The organism is Paenibacillus larvae subsp. larvae (assembly GCF_002003265.1).
In the GTDB taxonomy this organism is placed as follows: domain Bacteria; phylum Bacillota; class Bacilli; order Paenibacillales; family NBRC-103111; genus Paenibacillus_H; species Paenibacillus_H larvae.
On sequence record NZ_CP019687.1, the window covers coordinates 591726 to 609021 of the forward strand.

Sequence of the window (17296 nt, forward strand, 5' to 3'; positions counted from 1 at the left end):
CGTCACTCTGCAAAAGAGTGATGACTTTTTTTGGAAAAGTACCCTGAAACAACTCAATATGCTCATGAGTGTGCACAGAAAACTAAACATGACAGAAGAAGAGCGGAAACAAGAAGAAGCGCGGGCACAAGAAAAACAAGTAGCCTATCATTACTTATTTTAGCGGCGAGGGGGTGAAACGTTGGGAACAGTCGGGAATTTGAATATTAAGGTGAATCTGGATGCGGTTAATTTCCAGAAGACTATTGAGCAGATTAATAGAGAGATGAAGCTGGTTGATGCTTCCTTTAAAAACGCAAGCAGCTCATCGAAAAATTTTGGAAATGCGCAAAATCAGCTAAGACTTAAAGCGGAACAGCTATCCAATTTGCTTGGTCTACAAAAGCAAAAGGTTTCCATGTTGGCGCAGTCTTACGAAAGAGCTAGAAAAGCCCAAGGCGATAACGCCAAAGAGACTCAAAACTATCTCACCCAGCTCCACAATGCGGAGGCCAGGCTAAATAAACTTCAAGGTGCGCTAGATGCAACGAATAAAAAAATAGCAGATAGTAACGGCAAATGGGCGCAGATGCGGGAAAAATGCAGTCTGTTGGGAAACGGATGGAGCAGCTAGGCGGCCAGCTACAAAGCGTTGGATCAAATCTCTCCATCGTGTTTGGAGCCACATTTGCAGGATCAGCCCTGGCGCTAAAATCCGTTGTAACTAATGCCGTGGAATTTGAGAGTGCTTTTGCAGGCGTGAGAAAAACGGTAGATGCGTCAGATGACGAGTTTAAAAAAATCGAAAAAAGCCTGTTTGACATGTCTGAGCAGATGCCCAGAAGTGCAACACAACTGGCGGAAATTGCTGAAGCTGGCGGACAGCTTGGTGTAAAGGCTAAAGATATTTCCAGCTTTACCAAAACGATTGCCATGATCGCAGACACGACAAACATCGCACAAGAACAGGCATCCATGGACTTCGCACGTATTGCAAATATCATGGAGCTACCTATCCCCAAACTGGAAAATCTGGCTAGTTCTGTAGTCTGGCTGGGTAACAACTTTGCGACTACGGAAACCGAAATTTTGGATTTTTCCATGCGGATTGCAGGTGCTGGGCGTGTGTTGGATATTCCTGCCGAAAAGATCATGGCCTTGTCTGCGCACTTCTCAAGCTTTGGTATTCGCGCCGAGGCTGGAGGCACAGCATTCAGCACGATCATGACCAAGATAAGTAACGCCGCCGCTAAAAATGGGGATGAACTGAAGCTGTGGGCAAAAATAGCTGGCATGTCAGCAGCGGAATTTAAGAAAAAGTTTAAAGAAGATGCCGCGGGAGCTTTTGCAGATGTCTCTAATGGTTTGGGTCGCATCAAAACAGAGGGCGGAGATTTAAATGCCGTTTTAGACGATCTGGGAATTAAGGAAGCTTTACAGATTGACCTAATGAAACGTACTGCCGGAAGTGGGGATTTACTGAAAGAAGCTTTGAATGGGGCATCTGAGGCATTTCAGGAGAACGTCGCCATGCAGAAGGAAGCGTCAACCCGGTATGAAACGACAAAATCGAAATTAATTATGATGAAAAACACGTTTCAGAATCTACAGACCGAGATTGGGGCTGCCCTGCTGCCGTTTGTCAGCAAATTGGCGGAGGCTTTTTCTGCTTTAGCTAAGAGATTTCAAGGCTTATCCCCATCGATGAAATCCTTTATCGCCGTTGCCCTCGTTGTGAGTTCGGCGATCCTGGGTATATTGGCCGCACTAGGAGCTGTGATGTTTTTCGTCGGTACGGCATTGAGCGGTTTTGGAGCCTTAACTAAGGCTTTGGTTAGCACAGAAAAGGGCACAAAAGCGGCAGGTTTAGGACTTTCTGCTATGTTTGGTCCTCTAGGTTTAATCAGTAGAGCGCTCATTACGCTCTTGCCGTTTATTATTAAATTTGTGGCGACCAACGAAACCTTGAAAAACGGCTTTACCCGTGCGTGGTCGGCCATTTCGAATGCAGTTAAACCCGCAACGGAGGCTATCGGAAACGCTCTTAGTAAATTGGCTCCAGTCTTTACCGGGATTCTAACCGGAATAGGGAATGCTTTGGGAAATGTAATTCCGGTTATAGTAGACGTTGTTTCTTCTCTTTCTAGCGGCGTGGCAAATGTTTTTAATGGGATGTCAAATGCTGCTGGAGGGGCGGGCAACCAATTAACAGGCATTTTTACAACCATAGGTAAGGTGTTAACAACAGCACTGTCGGCTATTGGAGTGGCCATTCAAGCTGTCATGCCCTTTTTTGGTGCTTTAGTTCAAGTGGGTGGATCTATACTAGAGGCGCTCAGTCCGGTATTCGACCAATTTGCCCAAATGTTTACGGAACTAGCACCAGAGTTTCAGAAGACAGGTCAGGTGATTGGGGAATCCTTTAGCAGTTTAGGTCCCGTGTTTGCTGAACTGGGTCAAGCGTTTGCAGAGTTGTTTTCAACCATCGGCACCCTGTTTGCGTCGGAATTGCCAGCCATACTTGAACTGGCAACGGGTTTGTTCAAAACGTTTGTGGAGACGGCAGTTCCGGCGTTTGCTGAAATCGGGAAAGTCATTGCGGAACTAGCGGCAACGGTTTTACCTATTTTTTTAGCCACATTTACCGCCATTTTCCCAATTATTATTGAGGTCATCCAAAGTGTCCTGCCCATTGCCATAGAGCTTTTCCAGTCCGTGATTACCGTGATTGCCCAAATTGCCCAGGCGGTTCTTCCTGTTTTGGTGCAGGTGATACAAACCGTGTTCCCAATCGTGTTAGAGGTCATTCAGGCAGCGATGGCGGTAATTATTCCGGTCATAGCGGCGATCGTTCCCGTTATCCTGAACATTACACAGGTTGTCATTCCGATTATCCTAGAGGTCGTGCAAGCCGTCTTTCCTGCGATCATGGAAATTATCCAAATGGTTATTCCCATCGTGATTGAAATCTTATCCGGTGTGGCTTCGCTTATCAAAAATGTGGTGGTGCCCGTCATTCAAACCATTTTGCAGATTGTACAGGCTGTGTTCCCTGCCGTGATGGGGATCATTAAAAATGTGATTGGGATTATTACAAACATTATCAAATTTTTTACCTCCATCCTTAAAGGCGACTGGTCGGGAGCCTGGGAGGCCATCAAGGGCATAACGGGTAATTTGCTAGGAATTATCAAGGGCATTATTTCCGGAGCCGTTGGAGCCGTCAAGGGAATCTGGAATGGCTTAAAAGATACCATTGTCAGACTGGCATCGGACATGTGGGACGGCGTATGCGAAATCATGGGATCTTTGAAAGATTTCATTGTTAAAATATGGGACGATGCTGTAGATTTCCTTAAAAATATTGATCTATTACAAATAGGTGAGGATATTATCATGGGGCTCATAAAAGGGATTGGAAACATGGCTAAAGGTGTGTGGGATGCAGTCACAGGAATAGGAGAGGGCATAGTTAAGGGGTTTAAGTCTTTCCTTGGTATCAACTCTCCCTCTAGGGTAATGGCTAAATTAGCTACAAGTATACCCGAGGGCGTGTCGAAAGGTATTAGGGATAGTGCCAATGTTGCCTATAAAGCAAACGATGAGCTAGGAAAGAAATTATACGACACCTCCAAACAATGGATGACGAAACGCCGCGATCTTGCTTTAAATAAAGGTGTTATGCATGTGCAGGCTAAATTGGTAGATCCACATAGCATTGCAAGTATAGTCAATAGCAATGCACGGTCAATTATGCCGAACAATAATATTAGTAATATTAAAAATTATAATAATACAACGAGCTTTCAGCCCAATGTTGTCATACAAGCTCAGGACTATTCGCAAGCTGAACGTAAACAAAGAAGAATGCTAACGGAGATAGCTTTAGAGTTGGGGATGAGGTAAGTGGAACAGGTCATATTTACAAATAGCAGGGGCGAATCTATTACATTTAGTAGGTTCGCTCCTTTTAAATTGGTTAGCCGCGTTTTTTCTGATGGGGTGCATTCCAAAGTCGTAACCCAAAGATCCCCTTATCAAGATGGGGTTACGTATGTGGATGGTCAGATCCAAGAACGGGGAATGCAGTTAGAATTCCTGATCGTTGCGGAAAATAAAAACCACATGGCGCAGTTAAGACGGAAAATTAGCTCTATATTCAATCCGAAATTAGGCATGGGTGAATTGGAGTGCCATGTATCTGATGGTATCAAACGAAAAGTAGATTGTGTGATTGAAATAGCTCCATCGTTTCCTAAGGAAAAAGAGACACGTACAACACGTGTACAGCCGTGCCTTGTTTCTCTTTTTTGCCCGTCCCCCTATTGGGTAGATACGTATACGACAAGCCGCCAAATGAGCTATGTCATGGGCGGCTATAAGTTTTCTCTTCGGCTGCCTGTGTCGTTTTCCAAACGCTCATTTCAACGTGGAGTCGTAAACGAAGGGGATGTGGAAACACCAGTGAAAATTGAATTTAAAGGGCCAGCTCAAAATCCTACGGTGTATAACCGAACCACGGGGGAATTCATCCGGGTTAAAAGGGATTTAAGTGAAAATGACATCTTGCATATTGATACTACATTCGGAAAGAAAAGAGTCGAAATTGTTCGCGCAAGCGGTAGGGTGGAGAATGCGTTTCACTACATCGATCTCGCCAGCTCCTTTTTTCAACTGGTGCCGGGTCCAAATACACTGGAATACAACAGCAACAACGATAGCTCAAAGACAAGAGTTACGGTTACGTATAAAAACCGATACGTGGGGGTGTAAGGATGGAGCCTATCAGACTCATAGACACGGATTTTAATCTTTTGGGAGAGGTGGACTCGTATACATCCCTGAAATGGATTCGCCGTTGGCATAAACCCGGTGAAGTCGAACTGCGCATTAATCCTTTCATGCAAAATGCGGATCAACTCCAGGAAGACGTGATCCTATTTAAAGCTAGTCGCCCGGAGGAAGCTGCTATTATCAAGCATAGGGAAATTACGCTAAATGAAGACGGGGCGGAGGAACTCATCATTAAGGGGAACCTGCTGGCTAGTCTAATTGGTCGACGCATTACGTATCCTCCCGAAGGAAAATCCCATGACTATTTTAATGCACCTATTGAAACTGTAATTAAACAAATCATTAAACATAATTGCGTAAATCCGGTTGACCAAGAACGTACCGTACCAGGACTAATTTGTGCGCCTGATCAGGGACGCGGGGAGAAAATCCAGTTTCAAACGCGATACAAGCCGCTAGGCGAAGAAGTAGAGAAACTTAGCCTGATGTCCCAAATGGGCTGGGAGGTATCGTTAGATATTGAAAGCCAGCGATATGTATTTGATATGTTAACCGGACGAAACCTAACGGCTGACCAGGATGTCCGCCCTCCTGCTATCTTTAGCACGGCGTATGACAACATTGAGAGCCAAAGCTATACCAATAGTGCGATAGGGTATAAAAACATAGCTGTGGTCGGTGGACAAGGCGAGGGAGAAGATCGGAAAATCGTTACGGTAGGTACATCAACAGGTCTAAATAGATATGAAATGTTTGTCGATGCCAGGGACGTTGGGACTCAAGAAGAGGGCTCAGAACCTCTCTCAGAAGAGCAGATAAAGACAATGCTGACGGATAGAGGACGTGAAAAATTGGCGGAAGTAAAACGGGTAGAGTCTCTCGAAGCCAAGATTCTAACCCAATCCAATCTCACCTACCGTAAGGATTACGATTTAGGGGATGTCGTGACTGTGCTAAACCGTCAGTGGGGGTTGACGATGAACACAAGAATTACAGAAGTAGCGGAAGTATATGAACCCTCCCAAGTTCGCATAGATGTTACTTTTGGTAACAGTATTCCGACACTAGCGGATGTAATAGGACGAAAACTAAGGAGTTGATGAGGTTGGCAGAAACCTACAGATTTTTTGATTCGACGGATACGGACGAGCGACTCTACTCGGCAGATGAATTTGCCGAGTATTTTCGACAAGTCCTAAGTGACGGCGTGTTTAACGGCGGCACAAATCTTAAGGTAGAAAGCACAGGTAAAAACATGGAAACCTATATTCAGCCAGGTTATGCCTGGTTGCAAGGATATCTATATGCCGTAAAGGATACGAAGCTAAACCTACAGCACCCTTATCCACATGCTACGCTGGATCGTATTGATCGGGTAGTTGTGCGTTTGGATAAACGACTAGAACATCGGTATTTAAAGGCTTTTGTTAAAGAAGGGACACCCTCGACTAGTCCCAGCCCTCCTGCATTAACACGTAACGACAACGTGTTTGAAATCAGCCTGGCGCAAGTGAAAATAGTAAAAGGTAAATCTTATATCGAAGCTTACCAAATAACAGATGAGAGGCTAAACAAAACTGTATGCGGCATTGTTAACTCCCTTATACAGGCCGATACTACCACTATTTTTAATCAATTTAAACATTGGTTTGACTCTCGAACCGCGGATTTTGAAAAAGAATGGAAAGACTGGCTGGAAGAAATGAAGGACAAGGGGGGCGGTAAATTTGGCGTAACATCCGTCAACGGTAAGACCGGGGATGTGATACTTATGGCCAAACATGTTGGAGCTCCAAGTATAAATGATCTTCGAGCATACGCCCTGAAAGGCGAACCCGCGGGGCAGTACACACCTACGTTTTTGAATGGTTGGTACGTACAAGCAGGCGAAGTTAAAGGGGTTTGTTATTACAAGGACCAATTTGGCTATGTCCACCTTTATGGCACTTGCTCAGGGACTAAAACTGAGTTTGGCACACCCCTGTTCAACCTCCCGGCTGGGTTTCGCCCAAGTGGTGTAATCCGCGTTGGTTGTCTGATGATCAACTTTGCAGACTACTCCAGATCTATTCAATTTCTGGGTGTGTATCCCAGTGGAGAGGTATTGGTAGAAAGTTATGGGCTACCCGGTTTTGTCTCGTTTACCATTTTCCCCTCCACATTTTACGGACAAAGGTAGGTGTTTGAGATGGATAAGATCATACAAGCCAGTCGAGTAGACAAAGCAGGTAAATATGTAGAGGCACTGGCACTCATAGAGAAAGACGGGAACTATTTTAATCTTTTGGATCAAGAGGTGCCCATAGATGATACTGTCGTATTTGATCCTTTACCCATGCCGATTTATACGCCTATTTGGGATTTTAAGGGAAAAGTCTGGAAAGAGGGACTTTCTGCTGAGGAAATTGATCAGATCAAAAATCGTCCTGACCCACCTGATCCGATGAAGGTCATAGAGAAACAGATCAAAGCTTTGCAAAAAGCACTAAATTATGTGCTTGTTGACCAAGAGGAGGCGAATGAGGAATGAAAAGTGAACTGTATCCCCACTTTTATTATTGCTGGTGTAACCAAACCGTAACCCCAAGGCAGTTGGAGCGAGCTGTGGAAAAAGGGTATATCACGGAAAAAGAGCGTAAAACGATATGTCAAGTGGAGGTGAGAGAGGATGGAAGACCAAATTTTTAATACAGCGCTAAATACCGGGATATTTGGTGCGCTGTTTATCTGGCTGCTTTTTACTACAATGAAGAAAAATGAAGTGCGGGAGAAGGAATATCAGAAGACCATTAGTGAGAACCAGGAAGTCATTCGGGAGCAAGCCAAGTCTTTTAGCCTTCTTTCAAGTGATATTGCCGAGATTAAAGGGATTCTAAAAGGAAAACCTGGGGAAGGAGAAGCCCAATGATGGAAATCAGACAGATGCTAGTAGGACCTAGCAAATATGGCATCAAATGTCCGAATAAAATGGCACCGAAATATATTACGTTTCACAATACCTATAATGATGCCCCAGCAGAAAATGAGATTCGCTATATGATCGGGAACAATAACGAGGTTTCGTTCCACGTTGCTGTGGACGATATGGAAGCTGTTCAGGGCATTCCTTTTGATCGAAATGCCTGGCATTGCGGAGACGGGAACGGAACAGGAAACCGTCAGTCCATCGGCGTAGAGATTTGTTACTCTAAGTCCGGCGGCAACCGCTATTACAAAGCAGAAGACCATGCGGCTATTATCATTGCCCAGCTTATGAAACAGTTTTGTATTCCTATTGGAAATGTGGTTCCGCACCAGCACTGGAGTGGTAAATACTGCCCGCACAGAATGTTAGATGAGGGAAGAATACCAAGCTTTATAGAGCGAATTAAACAAGCATACGAAGGAGAGGAAGACGACATGAATAGAACCTTACAACTGGAAGATTGGCAATGGAAACAGCTCTATGACAACATGGGGTTAGCCTGGAATGCAGGGAAATTTACAGATTGGAGCTGGATGGTCAAGATTGAAAATCGTTGTCTTACCGTTGATGAGCTGGCATGGTTGAATAACCACATTTTGGCGAGTGGGTGCCTGTGAAAAAGTATCGTAAAAAGCCAGTTGTAGTATCGGCAGGTCGGTGGTGGAAGGCGGGAGATGTGCCTGATGCCCAAATACGTGGACTTGACGAACTTGACGGTAAAAATATTTGTAGAGTATGTGGAAATCAGACATCTTTACATGGGCATTGTAAAACATTAGAAAGTTGGCTTGTTGTTTGTCCCGGCGATTACATCATACGGGGCGTTAAGGGAGAGTATTACCCATGCAAGCCAGATGTATTTGAAAGGACTTATAAACTTTTGGAATAGGGGGAGGGCGCTATGAATATAGAAATTACAGATGTTGTCATTGTTGCGGTCATAGTCGGTCTTGTTGAAATGGCGAAAGGTATGGGACTTCCGGTTCGTCTGGCTCCGGTTCTGTCCGTTATCCTAGGTATCGCAGCAGGTATTGCATATATGGCAGTATGGGACATTAAAACAGGCATTATGTATGGGATTATTTGCGGTCTTACTTCATGCGGGTTATATAGCACGGGGAAAAGCACCATGGGAAGGGATGGAAAAAAGGATTAGGTGGGAACGCCTAGTTCAAATGCACTATAATAAATAGGTGATTGGTAAAAAAGGGTGGAAAGTCAGAAGATATTGTTATAATATAGAAAAAAAGACCGAACCATTCCAGGCCCAGTCATATCCCTTAGTTACATTGTATATTATAAAGACTAAGGCCTGCAACAATAATCTTGGAGGCCATGTATAATGAAATATCAAGATATACCGGAAAAGATAATAAGACGGTTTGCAAAGCAGAAAGAAATTAAGAATCTAAGAGGAAAGCAAGTCGAAGAAATTATTGATTTATTGATTAAAGCTGACTTCTCATCTGAATTAGAGTATCTAAACGATCAATTTTCTTTTTCAGGGAAAATTGGTGGTTTAATTATCGATAAACCAATCAATGAATTTCCTGTAAAGGACGAGAACAGATTCATAGAGAATCTAATTGAAAAAAACTTGATTATAAATGATGCTCTAAATGAGAAAAAATGGGTAATAAGATATGATGACAATATACAGATTTGTGGTATAACATTAGATGGGCAGTCTGTTTTTCTTCGTACTGTAGAACGAAGAACGAATACCTATAGTACAGGCTGGAATAACAAGGGTCAAAATGATTATGCTTACTTTTCATCTATAATCATTCATTTTTCAAATCAAGTTATAGAATATAGATGCCCTATCACTTATGTCAATAAATATCAAAAATTCATTCTTCCACTTCTAGGTTATGAGTCTTCAAAAGTCGAAAGTATGAGACTAACAAAATTAAGTCCAACTGATGCTGAGAATGTAAAAACAAAATTAAAAGCAACTTATTCAGCTACACATATTAGCACGCCAAGTAGTGTAGGATCTATTAAATTTACTAGTTTAAATTCAACTATAGATTTAGCAACAGATACAAATATGCAAAAGATAATGACTGCTCTCGGTGGAGTAGTTCCTACCGATGATCATCTTGATGTTGTATGTTATTTGCCAGACTATATAGATCCAAGGACTAAATTAAGTCTTCCTTTTTCGTTTGAAATAAACATGAAATCAGGCGGTTTGAAATTTCTTGGTTCATCTTTAGTAACTCAAAGTGCTATTGATCATGTAGTTGAAACAATTATCCAAGTATCTTATATTGATAAGCTTGACAACTCGATGGTTTCAGTTTAATAAGATGGAGGTGTATTTAATGTCCAAGCCAATATTTAAGATAAATGAAATTCTTGAAAACTGGGCTAAACTAACACCTCCACTCATTGACTTTACCGTAGAGAATGTCTTAGCAGCTATCAACTATGAAGCCACCTATGATTATGTTTTACGCTCTTTAATGTCAAAGCGTGGTTTTGAACTAGAAGTTTCTCGGATTTATTTATGCCCTAATAATCATAAAGCTCATCACTCTAAGCTTGAAGAAGAATTAGATGAAGATGATTTACCTGAATGCCATGCTTGTGGTCAGGAAATCATTCCAGATTTAGATCATTGTTTTCTAGTATTTAATTTCACAGATGATTATCTCCAAGATGCTAAAAAAAAATGAACCAGCAATTAATAGCAGTAAATTTCCTATAGTCCCAATAGAAGAAGTGAAGAAATTAGGTGACTTACAAAAAGAGGGATATGATATAAACTACTCTCAAGGAGCTGTTGTTGTGAATATAGATAAGAGAAGATTTTACGTCAATGGTGGAGTAAAAGCTGAAAACGTAAATTTTGGGGATAATAGCAGTATTAATCAAACTATTCAAGGAACTTCGGAAGAAGAACTAAATAAATTGTTTGACCAACTACATGAATTTTTAAGAGCTAATGGAGAACCTAAGGATCAAGAAATAGCCGATAAATTAAAGGAAAACATAAAAAAGAAAAAGTGGGAAACGGCAAAAGACATATTTACACTCTTATCCCAAAGTGCCCAAATATCGTCAGCTGGTGTTGGTATAGCAAAGGCAATTGGTTTAATTTGATAATAAATATTGTGACTTTGTAGACACCTCGCCCAACAACTGGTACAATATGGATGTGTGGAAGCACCATTACAGAAAGAGCCTTTGAGTAAGCACCTCAAGACTCTTTTTTTTGTTTCTTTAAACCCATTAATCAGCGGCCATACGACCAGTTTTTGTTTTCCTTAACACAAACGGTCTGGTTGCAAAAATTAGTTCTTAATTGGAGAATGGTTGCAAAAGCATAATGAGGTGCTTATAGGTGACGGGATAGAGATGAAAGAAGCATCGAAGAATAGAAGTCTTATTCAAAAAGTCGGGAGATTTTAACGAGATAATGGGCCTGTTTTAGGTTTACTCTTTTTTTGATTTTTGAAACATCGATTTTCTAACGAACAGTTTATTATAAAAAGCATATATATTTCCATTTGTTAGTGGAATAATTCACCTCCATTAATTTACTAATATATATTTTACTGAATTTGAGTCCGAATTGAGGAAAGTGCCATAAAACCCATAGGAACTAAATATATTTTCACCCCGATAAATTATTTTTTTCAAAATATTTTTTATTTATGATATTATTTAATTTGTGTTTATAAAAACAATTACACTATTTTCCATAAAGGAGTGGTTCTAACGTAAACATTTCTTTATATTTGACAGAAAATGTAATTAGGGGTAGTTTTACTAAAAATTAAAAGGAGATAGATATCTGAAATTATAAAAATTAAGACTAATTTATTTTGAATGTTTACGTTATTACATAAATTTTTTGAAAGGAATAGATGAAGCTAACAATTGATATTTATTCTCAGTTGTTAAAGTAGAGTCAAAACTGAAGGATTTCTATGTAACTGAAAGGTGATAAAAATGCTGCAAAAAATGAATATCATGGTAAAAAAAACGTTACTAGTTCTGATGATTACTGTATTACTAGGAGGAAGTATTCTTCCTATTCAAGGAACAACTCATGCGCAACCTCCAAATAACCCAAATGGCGCTCAAGCTGCTACTATCCGATGGATAAGTGAATTATCTTTTGAAATCTTAGCCATGTATTTACATAGAAGCTTGCCAGCTGAACTATTTGACATTGGTTTTAGTTGGAGAAATAACGAGATAACAGATGAAGATGGCAAAACGAAGATACCTGAACGGCAGAGATTATTAAGATGGGATAGGCGTCCCCCTAATGAAATTCTTATAAATGGGTTTGTTCCACAAGTTATAAATGCAGATCCTAGTCTGGAAGAAACAAACTTGTTTAGGTATGTAAAATCAAATACAAAATCTATATTTGTTTCGACCACAAAAACGAAATATAAAAACGGTAAAAGGTATCAGCCTTGGAGCCCAAGAACAAGGGATAATGGAATTGTATACCAGTATGAGATTTTTGCGCCGGGAGGTGTAGATGTGAACAGGTCTTTTGGAGAACAATCTCCGTGGCCAAATCAGCTAGAAGTAGCTTTTCCAGGAGGAATTCGTCCCGAATTTATTCGATCTGTTCGAGAACTGCAGAATGGTCGAATTCAAAGAATTTGGATAAACCCAAACTTTCAAGACCCAGGAAACTTAGAAGGAATATCAGCTTCATCTAGTACAGAACAAGTAATGTGGCACCCAGACCATCCAGATGGTAATCATAAAGATCCTAATGTTTATAGCAGCACCAATTCAGACGAAGATATGTTTGGACCTAATGGTGATGTACCGGATGAGGAGGAACTCCCCATTATTAACAACAGAATTGCAGATGGGGAGTACCAAATTAAGACTAGTTTAACTCAAGACATGGCAGCAACTCTCAACCTGGATTCAAGTGAAGTTGGATCGCCACACCTTGTATCATCATTAAATCAACGTTATGATAATCAAAAATGGATCTTTATTTATGATAATTCTAAACAAGCTTATAAAATAAAAAGTCGTCAAAAACAAGATCTAGTATTGTCTTTAGCAGCCGAAGCAGCAGTTATTAGGGGTTGGAAAGATAATGGAGAGGATGGCCAGTATTGGAGGATAGAATCTACAAATGATGGGTGTTACAAGGTTGTGAGTTATGCTAATTCCAAAATAGTTCTAGATTTGGATCAAAGCAACACTAGTAATGGAACACGGATACAAGGATATTTGGACAATGGATCAGGAGCTCAAAAATGGGCAATAACCCCTGTTATGAATCAAACAATAAAAGACGGAGAATACCAAATAAAAACTAGTTTAGATCTCAACATTGTAGCAGGGGTTTCTTCAGATGACAATGATGTTAAACTAATTGAAAATATAAGAACAGATGATGAAAAGTGGAACTTTGTTTATGATAGTAGTAAAGAAGCTTATGTAATAAAAAATGCTAAAAATCCAGAACTATTCTTGACTATGAACAGAAAAGAAATTACTGTTGATGAATTTTCAACTTATAATCAATTTTGGTATGTAGAAAGGACTTCTGACGGGTATTTTAAACTTAGAAATGCAGATGATCCATCTCTGGTTATAGGATTAGAAGCAGGCAGTGCCGAAAATCATAACCTATTGGAGGGAAGGCCTGATACTAAAGAAAAGGATCAAAGATGGGCAATAACCCCTGTTATGAATCAAACAATTGATGATGGTGAGTACGAGATTAAAGATGGCCAAAATGATATTTATTTGCCAGAGTTAACTTCTAGTAATGAAGTCAAATCAAATGAATATAATCATGGAGAGAATCAAAGGTGGAAATTTACATTTAGTCCCGATAAACAAGCATATAAAATAACGAGTGTGAGTAATCCCCATGTAGCTTTTAGCTGGGATAGTAATAATTCTAACGAAATCATAGGATGTGAAGATCAGGGATTTAGTGATCAATATTGGTATATTGAAAAAACGTCAGATGGTTTATACAAATTAAGAAATTATAAAGATCCAAGTGCTGTTCTAGATTTTGGAAAAATAGGACAAGCAAGTGTAGCTTATCAGGGTACTAAATTGATTTTACAACGAACAGATCGACCCATTATAAAGGATGGGATGTACAATGTTTCAAGTAAAGTCGATTATGAGGAAGTAATAGATCATGACAAGGATGCAGCTCATTTAGTAAATTATGATAATAATAATTGTTGGGAGTTTGTTTGGAATTCTGATAAAAAGGCATACGAAATTCGTTCCCATCGTGATTCTAATCAACGCTTAAGCACTACAGGATCTGGCTCTCCTGTTATAGAGAAAGATGAACTAAAAAGGAGTGCTGATGATTTAAATGCATATTGGATTATAGAATATGGTATTAAAGGGGAAGGTTTTCTAATTAGGAATTTAAATCATCCTGAACAATTATTACGAAACTCTGGTGGTTTTCTTCACGTTGATTATCACGATGACGATTCTGAAAATCAATTGTGGAATTTCTTACCTCATTGTTTTTCAAAAGTACTAGTGGATGATAATTTTGAAAATTGGGATAGTAGTATTTTTGACAATGATGGGATTTCTACGATAAGTAATGGATCGTTAATTCTTAAAAAAGATTCTTCCCTTAAATCTAAGGAAATAAAGGTCGAAGAAGGAAAATATCGTGTCAAATTAAGAAATGTTTCAGGTGGTATGTGTCTTGATGTAAATGATAATGAAGGTAAAGATGTAACCGATCTATGCACTGGTCGAAATAATGATGAAGTTGTTATAGATTTTAACATTCTATCTTCTACAGGTCTTATATTTAATTTAACATCATATGGTAATAGTGTTGAAGATTCTTTGGATGGTTTTAAGCTAGAACAATTTAAAAAATTTACGGACACAAAGTAAAATGGGAAATTAAAATAACCTGTCTATGTGGCAGGTTATTTTTTTCCATTGATCTCTTCTATGTTAGCCCGGTAATACTTTTTCAATTGGTTGTAGGCAAGATTGTCAATAAAAACGTTACATAGGTCTTGACAAAAACTCTTTTCAACCATCTCACCCAAAAACCCGTGATTTTGCAACCGGGTAGACACCTCGCTAAAAATGGTATAATATGGGTGGTATATGCAAAACCTCCACCACAGAAAGAGCCTTTGAGGAAGCACCTCAAGGCTCTTTTGAATTATGCCGCATAAGTTTGTGGGTTTTCTATCTTATAGCTCCTGCTTAACCCATTTAACTTCAAATGGTAGTAGATTCACTATATCCTCTAAAACCGATAACGGAATATCTACATTTTCGGGAAATTTACTTAGGCTGGTATCTTTATCTACAACTTTATTAGCTGCATCAAGATGTAGTGCAAGTTCATACCTCCCATCAAACCATATTTCCGCCTCAATTTTCCCAGTAGGTTCCTGTTCACGTACTTCCATTATTATATCTTTTAAAATTTTCGAATATTCTACCTCTAACATCCCCATGTCCTCCTTAAGTCTTTCTTTTGCTAATATAATTCGATACTTTATAGGATAACCCTTTCTATAAAAATCAAGGTTCCGTTTATTTCAATTCCTTAACTTGGTCATATGCTTTGACCAGGTTTTTTATACGTTGGATGATCACTTTATCTGATTTTCTCGACCACAAAAGAATTTTTAGAATCATCACAAACATTCTCTCGGGCGGACCATTAAATTCGGTCAGATGGTCGTAGTAGTTACGTACCGATCCCAGGTAATCTCCCATTCCCTTATTCCCTCCATTTACAACCGGCTTATTTATTCCATTTATCTGAAAGTAATAACTAATGTTGTAAGGCTAATCGCCAACGCAAGGATGCTGATAAAAAGCGCGGCGATAATAGTTTTTGATGGTTTCATGTATACATCCCCTTTGATATAATATTGAGAAAGAAGAGCAGACCCTTGTATTTCATCTCATCCCCCTGAGGGGGAGACCCGCTAACGACGGGTCAATGTAGTGATGAGGGTTATGATTGAATTAATCAGTACGATGATGGCCGTCAGCAGTAAGATTAATTCTCTATCAATTTCCCTGCTCTTCTTTCTCTTTTTTCGCACTTGTTTATCACCTCCTTATATATCTTATTATAAACGAATATCGTTGAATAGTCAACGAAAAACGTTGAATTATTTTACTATATCCGTTGAATCTCTAGATTGGAAAAGATATACTGAATGTGAGGTGAGAAGTATGCTATTGCTAAAAATTAACCAAATAATGGATGAGAAACGATTAAATACGCGGCAACTTAGCAAGATGACGGGCATTCGTTGGAATACCATAAATGACATGTCAGAGAATAAATCTAAACACTGGTCACCAGATAACCTAAATAAGATATATAAAGCTCTGGGGCTTAAATCTGTTTCAGAACTATTTGAATATGTGGAGGACGATGAAAAGGCCACAGAGGCATAATGAAGTGACCCCAGAAAACCCGCCTTCCTAGAGAGGCAGGTTATTTTTGTGCAAAATAAAAAGCCCCTGAGGGCTGCGGACAATTTTAATAAAAGGTAATATGTGGTACAATGGTACAAGCAATAGTGGCTTACGTGGGCGGTCGGCATCACCTCGGAAAGGAGGTGATGCTATGGAGACGTTTCAGGCTCTTCAATTAATGTTCTTATTTGGAATGTTTATTTTAGCGCTTCTAACGTTTATCCAGAAAATGAAATAGATCGCCCACCGTCCAAAGGTTAAGTGCGATCTATTCGTAATTCCTTTAAGCCGACCGCCTAGTAGCGCGGCTATTGCCGACCGTGGACGTTCCAGCGTCTGCGGTCATTTTTAGTATATGCTTGATACCATTATTTTAACACATGTTTATTTTATTTAACAAGTTTATGTGTTTTGTGCAAAATAAAAAGCCCCGAAGGGCTATTCACGTCTATTTACCAAGATCTATAGTTGCAGATTCACCGGCTTTAAACCCAATACCGCTCCCTACTTGTAATTTCAATCCAGCTATACCCTCAGGCATTTCAAAAACGACATTACCCTTTTTGGCGATATTAGGGTTAATCTTAGATAGGAACATTTTATTTTCCGATGAATTAACGTATAGATCTCCGTCGCTCAAAGGACTATATTCAGATCCCTTGTCATCAATGATTTTGAACATGGAGGTATCAATTGTACGGGAATCTTTGTCTAAATTCTTAACCGATACATCTACAATTAAGAATTGGTTTTCAGTTTTCTTTTGCAAGAATTCATTTTCGCCAATAGTCTTATTCTCTTTTATGCCATTTACAGTCACTTCAAATTTGCCGACAGTAGTTGATTCTCCAATTTTAGCTGTTTGTTCTTTCTTCTCTGCGCTTTGTTCTTGCGATGACGAAACTGAAGCTTGATTATCTTTCTTTCCATTAGCCCCCGCTATTGCAACTATCACTACAACAACAATCAACCAAAACCACCATTTTTTAAAAATCTTCATGCCTCTTTTCAACTACTAAAGTTATGTATTTAACCCACATGAAACAGTTTACATCCTAAATATGGAACAAGCAATACAAATTTAAAAAGATGGGAGCATATTTA

At 39.6% G+C, this 17296-nt stretch carries 18 protein-coding genes and 1 pseudogene; 16 read left to right on the top strand and 3 right to left on the bottom strand.

The window, feature by feature from the left end:
- The first annotated feature begins 181 nt into the window (after positions 1-181).
- The 14 genes and pseudogenes from BXP28_RS03325 to BXP28_RS03390 all read left to right on the top strand — a co-directional run bounded on the left by BXP28_RS03325 (position 182) and on the right by BXP28_RS03390 (position 14629).
- Positions 182-613 carry a hypothetical protein gene (locus BXP28_RS03325; RefSeq protein WP_077584888.1) on the top strand — a complete coding sequence of 144 codons (432 nt, stop codon included), beginning with the start codon at positions 182-184 and terminating at the stop codon, positions 611-613.
- On the top strand, positions 559-3885 hold the full coding sequence (locus BXP28_RS03330; RefSeq protein ID WP_077584889.1) for a phage tail tape measure protein: 3327 nt from the start codon (positions 559-561) through the stop codon (positions 3883-3885). The genes BXP28_RS03325 and BXP28_RS03330 overlap by 55 nt, the downstream gene beginning before the upstream one ends.
- On the top strand, positions 3886-4752 hold the full coding sequence (locus BXP28_RS03335; protein WP_023484576.1) for a phage tail family protein: 867 nt from the start codon (positions 3886-3888) through the stop codon (positions 4750-4752).
- 2 nt (positions 4753-4754) lie between these two features.
- The gene (locus BXP28_RS03340; RefSeq protein ID WP_023484575.1) at positions 4755-5873 is read left to right on the top strand and encodes a siphovirus ReqiPepy6 Gp37-like family protein; all 1119 of its coding nucleotides are present in this window, start codon (positions 4755-4757) and stop codon (positions 5871-5873) included.
- Positions 5874-5878: 5 nt separating this feature from the next.
- Positions 5879-6952, top strand: coding sequence for a hypothetical protein (locus BXP28_RS03345; protein ID WP_051428011.1), 1074 nt, complete (start codon positions 5879-5881; stop codon positions 6950-6952).
- Positions 6953-6961: 9 nt separating this feature from the next.
- Positions 6962-7303, top strand: coding sequence for a YomQ N-terminal domain-containing protein (locus BXP28_RS03350; protein ID WP_036656307.1), 342 nt, complete (start codon positions 6962-6964; stop codon positions 7301-7303).
- Positions 7300-7461: a hypothetical protein gene (locus tag BXP28_RS23160; protein ID WP_167552488.1), complete on the top strand. Its 162-nt coding sequence runs from the start codon at positions 7300-7302 to the stop codon at positions 7459-7461. The genes BXP28_RS03350 and BXP28_RS23160 overlap by 4 nt, the downstream gene beginning before the upstream one ends.
- Complete coding sequence (locus BXP28_RS03355) at positions 7442-7681, top strand: BhlA/UviB family holin-like peptide (RefSeq protein WP_024094415.1); 240 nt, start codon at positions 7442-7444, stop codon at positions 7679-7681. Before BXP28_RS23160 ends, BXP28_RS03355 begins: the two co-directional genes overlap by 20 nt.
- Positions 7681-8178, top strand: a pseudogene (locus BXP28_RS03360) (peptidoglycan recognition protein family protein); the annotation flags it as partial. The gene BXP28_RS03355 and the pseudogene BXP28_RS03360, both read left to right, overlap by 1 nt.
- Positions 8179-8639: 461 nt before the next feature.
- On the top strand, positions 8640-8894 hold the full coding sequence (locus BXP28_RS03370) for a hypothetical protein (RefSeq protein WP_051428122.1): 255 nt from the start codon (positions 8640-8642) through the stop codon (positions 8892-8894).
- 186 nt (positions 8895-9080) lie between these two features.
- The gene (locus tag BXP28_RS03375; RefSeq protein WP_077584890.1) at positions 9081-10049 is read left to right on the top strand and encodes a hypothetical protein; all 969 of its coding nucleotides are present in this window, start codon (positions 9081-9083) and stop codon (positions 10047-10049) included.
- Between the two features lie 19 nt (positions 10050-10068).
- On the top strand, positions 10069-10422 hold the full coding sequence (locus tag BXP28_RS03380) for a hypothetical protein (protein ID WP_036658891.1): 354 nt from the start codon (positions 10069-10071) through the stop codon (positions 10420-10422).
- Complete coding sequence (locus tag BXP28_RS03385; RefSeq protein WP_036658895.1) at positions 10406-10849, top strand: hypothetical protein; 444 nt, start codon at positions 10406-10408, stop codon at positions 10847-10849. The genes BXP28_RS03380 and BXP28_RS03385 overlap by 17 nt, the downstream gene beginning before the upstream one ends.
- Positions 10850-11701: 852 nt before the next feature.
- Entirely contained in the window at positions 11702-14629 is a 2928-nt protein-coding gene (locus BXP28_RS03390; RefSeq protein WP_023484754.1) for a scabin-related ADP-ribosyltransferase, read from the top strand.
- A gap of 311 nt (positions 14630-14940) precedes the next feature.
- Here the strand turns inward: BXP28_RS03390 and BXP28_RS03395 are convergent, their stop codons facing one another.
- Together BXP28_RS03395 and BXP28_RS03400 are read right to left on the bottom strand one after the other, a co-directional pair.
- Positions 14941-15204, bottom strand: coding sequence for a hypothetical protein (locus BXP28_RS03395; RefSeq protein WP_036653966.1), 264 nt, complete (start codon positions 15202-15204; stop codon positions 14941-14943).
- An 85-nt stretch (positions 15205-15289) separates the two neighbouring features.
- Positions 15290-15475 carry a hypothetical protein gene (locus tag BXP28_RS03400; protein ID WP_036653970.1) on the bottom strand — a complete coding sequence of 62 codons (186 nt, stop codon included), beginning with the start codon at positions 15473-15475 and terminating at the stop codon, positions 15290-15292.
- Between the two features lie 468 nt (positions 15476-15943).
- Here BXP28_RS03400 and BXP28_RS03405 point away from each other — a divergent pair, with 468 nt between their 5' ends.
- Both BXP28_RS03405 and BXP28_RS23805 read left to right on the top strand, forming a co-directional pair.
- A complete protein-coding gene (locus BXP28_RS03405) occupies positions 15944-16171 on the top strand; it encodes a helix-turn-helix domain-containing protein (protein WP_036653973.1) in 228 nt (75 codons plus the stop codon).
- Positions 16172-16370: 199 nt separating this feature from the next.
- A complete protein-coding gene (locus BXP28_RS23805; RefSeq protein WP_230460812.1) occupies positions 16371-16430 on the top strand; it encodes a putative holin-like toxin in 60 nt (19 codons plus the stop codon).
- Positions 16431-16640: 210 nt separating this feature from the next.
- Here the strand turns inward: BXP28_RS23805 and BXP28_RS03415 are convergent, their stop codons facing one another.
- Positions 16641-17192 carry a DUF4352 domain-containing protein gene (locus BXP28_RS03415; protein WP_036653975.1) on the bottom strand — a complete coding sequence of 184 codons (552 nt, stop codon included), beginning with the start codon at positions 17190-17192 and terminating at the stop codon, positions 16641-16643.
- Between the last annotated feature and the right edge of the window lie 104 nt (positions 17193-17296).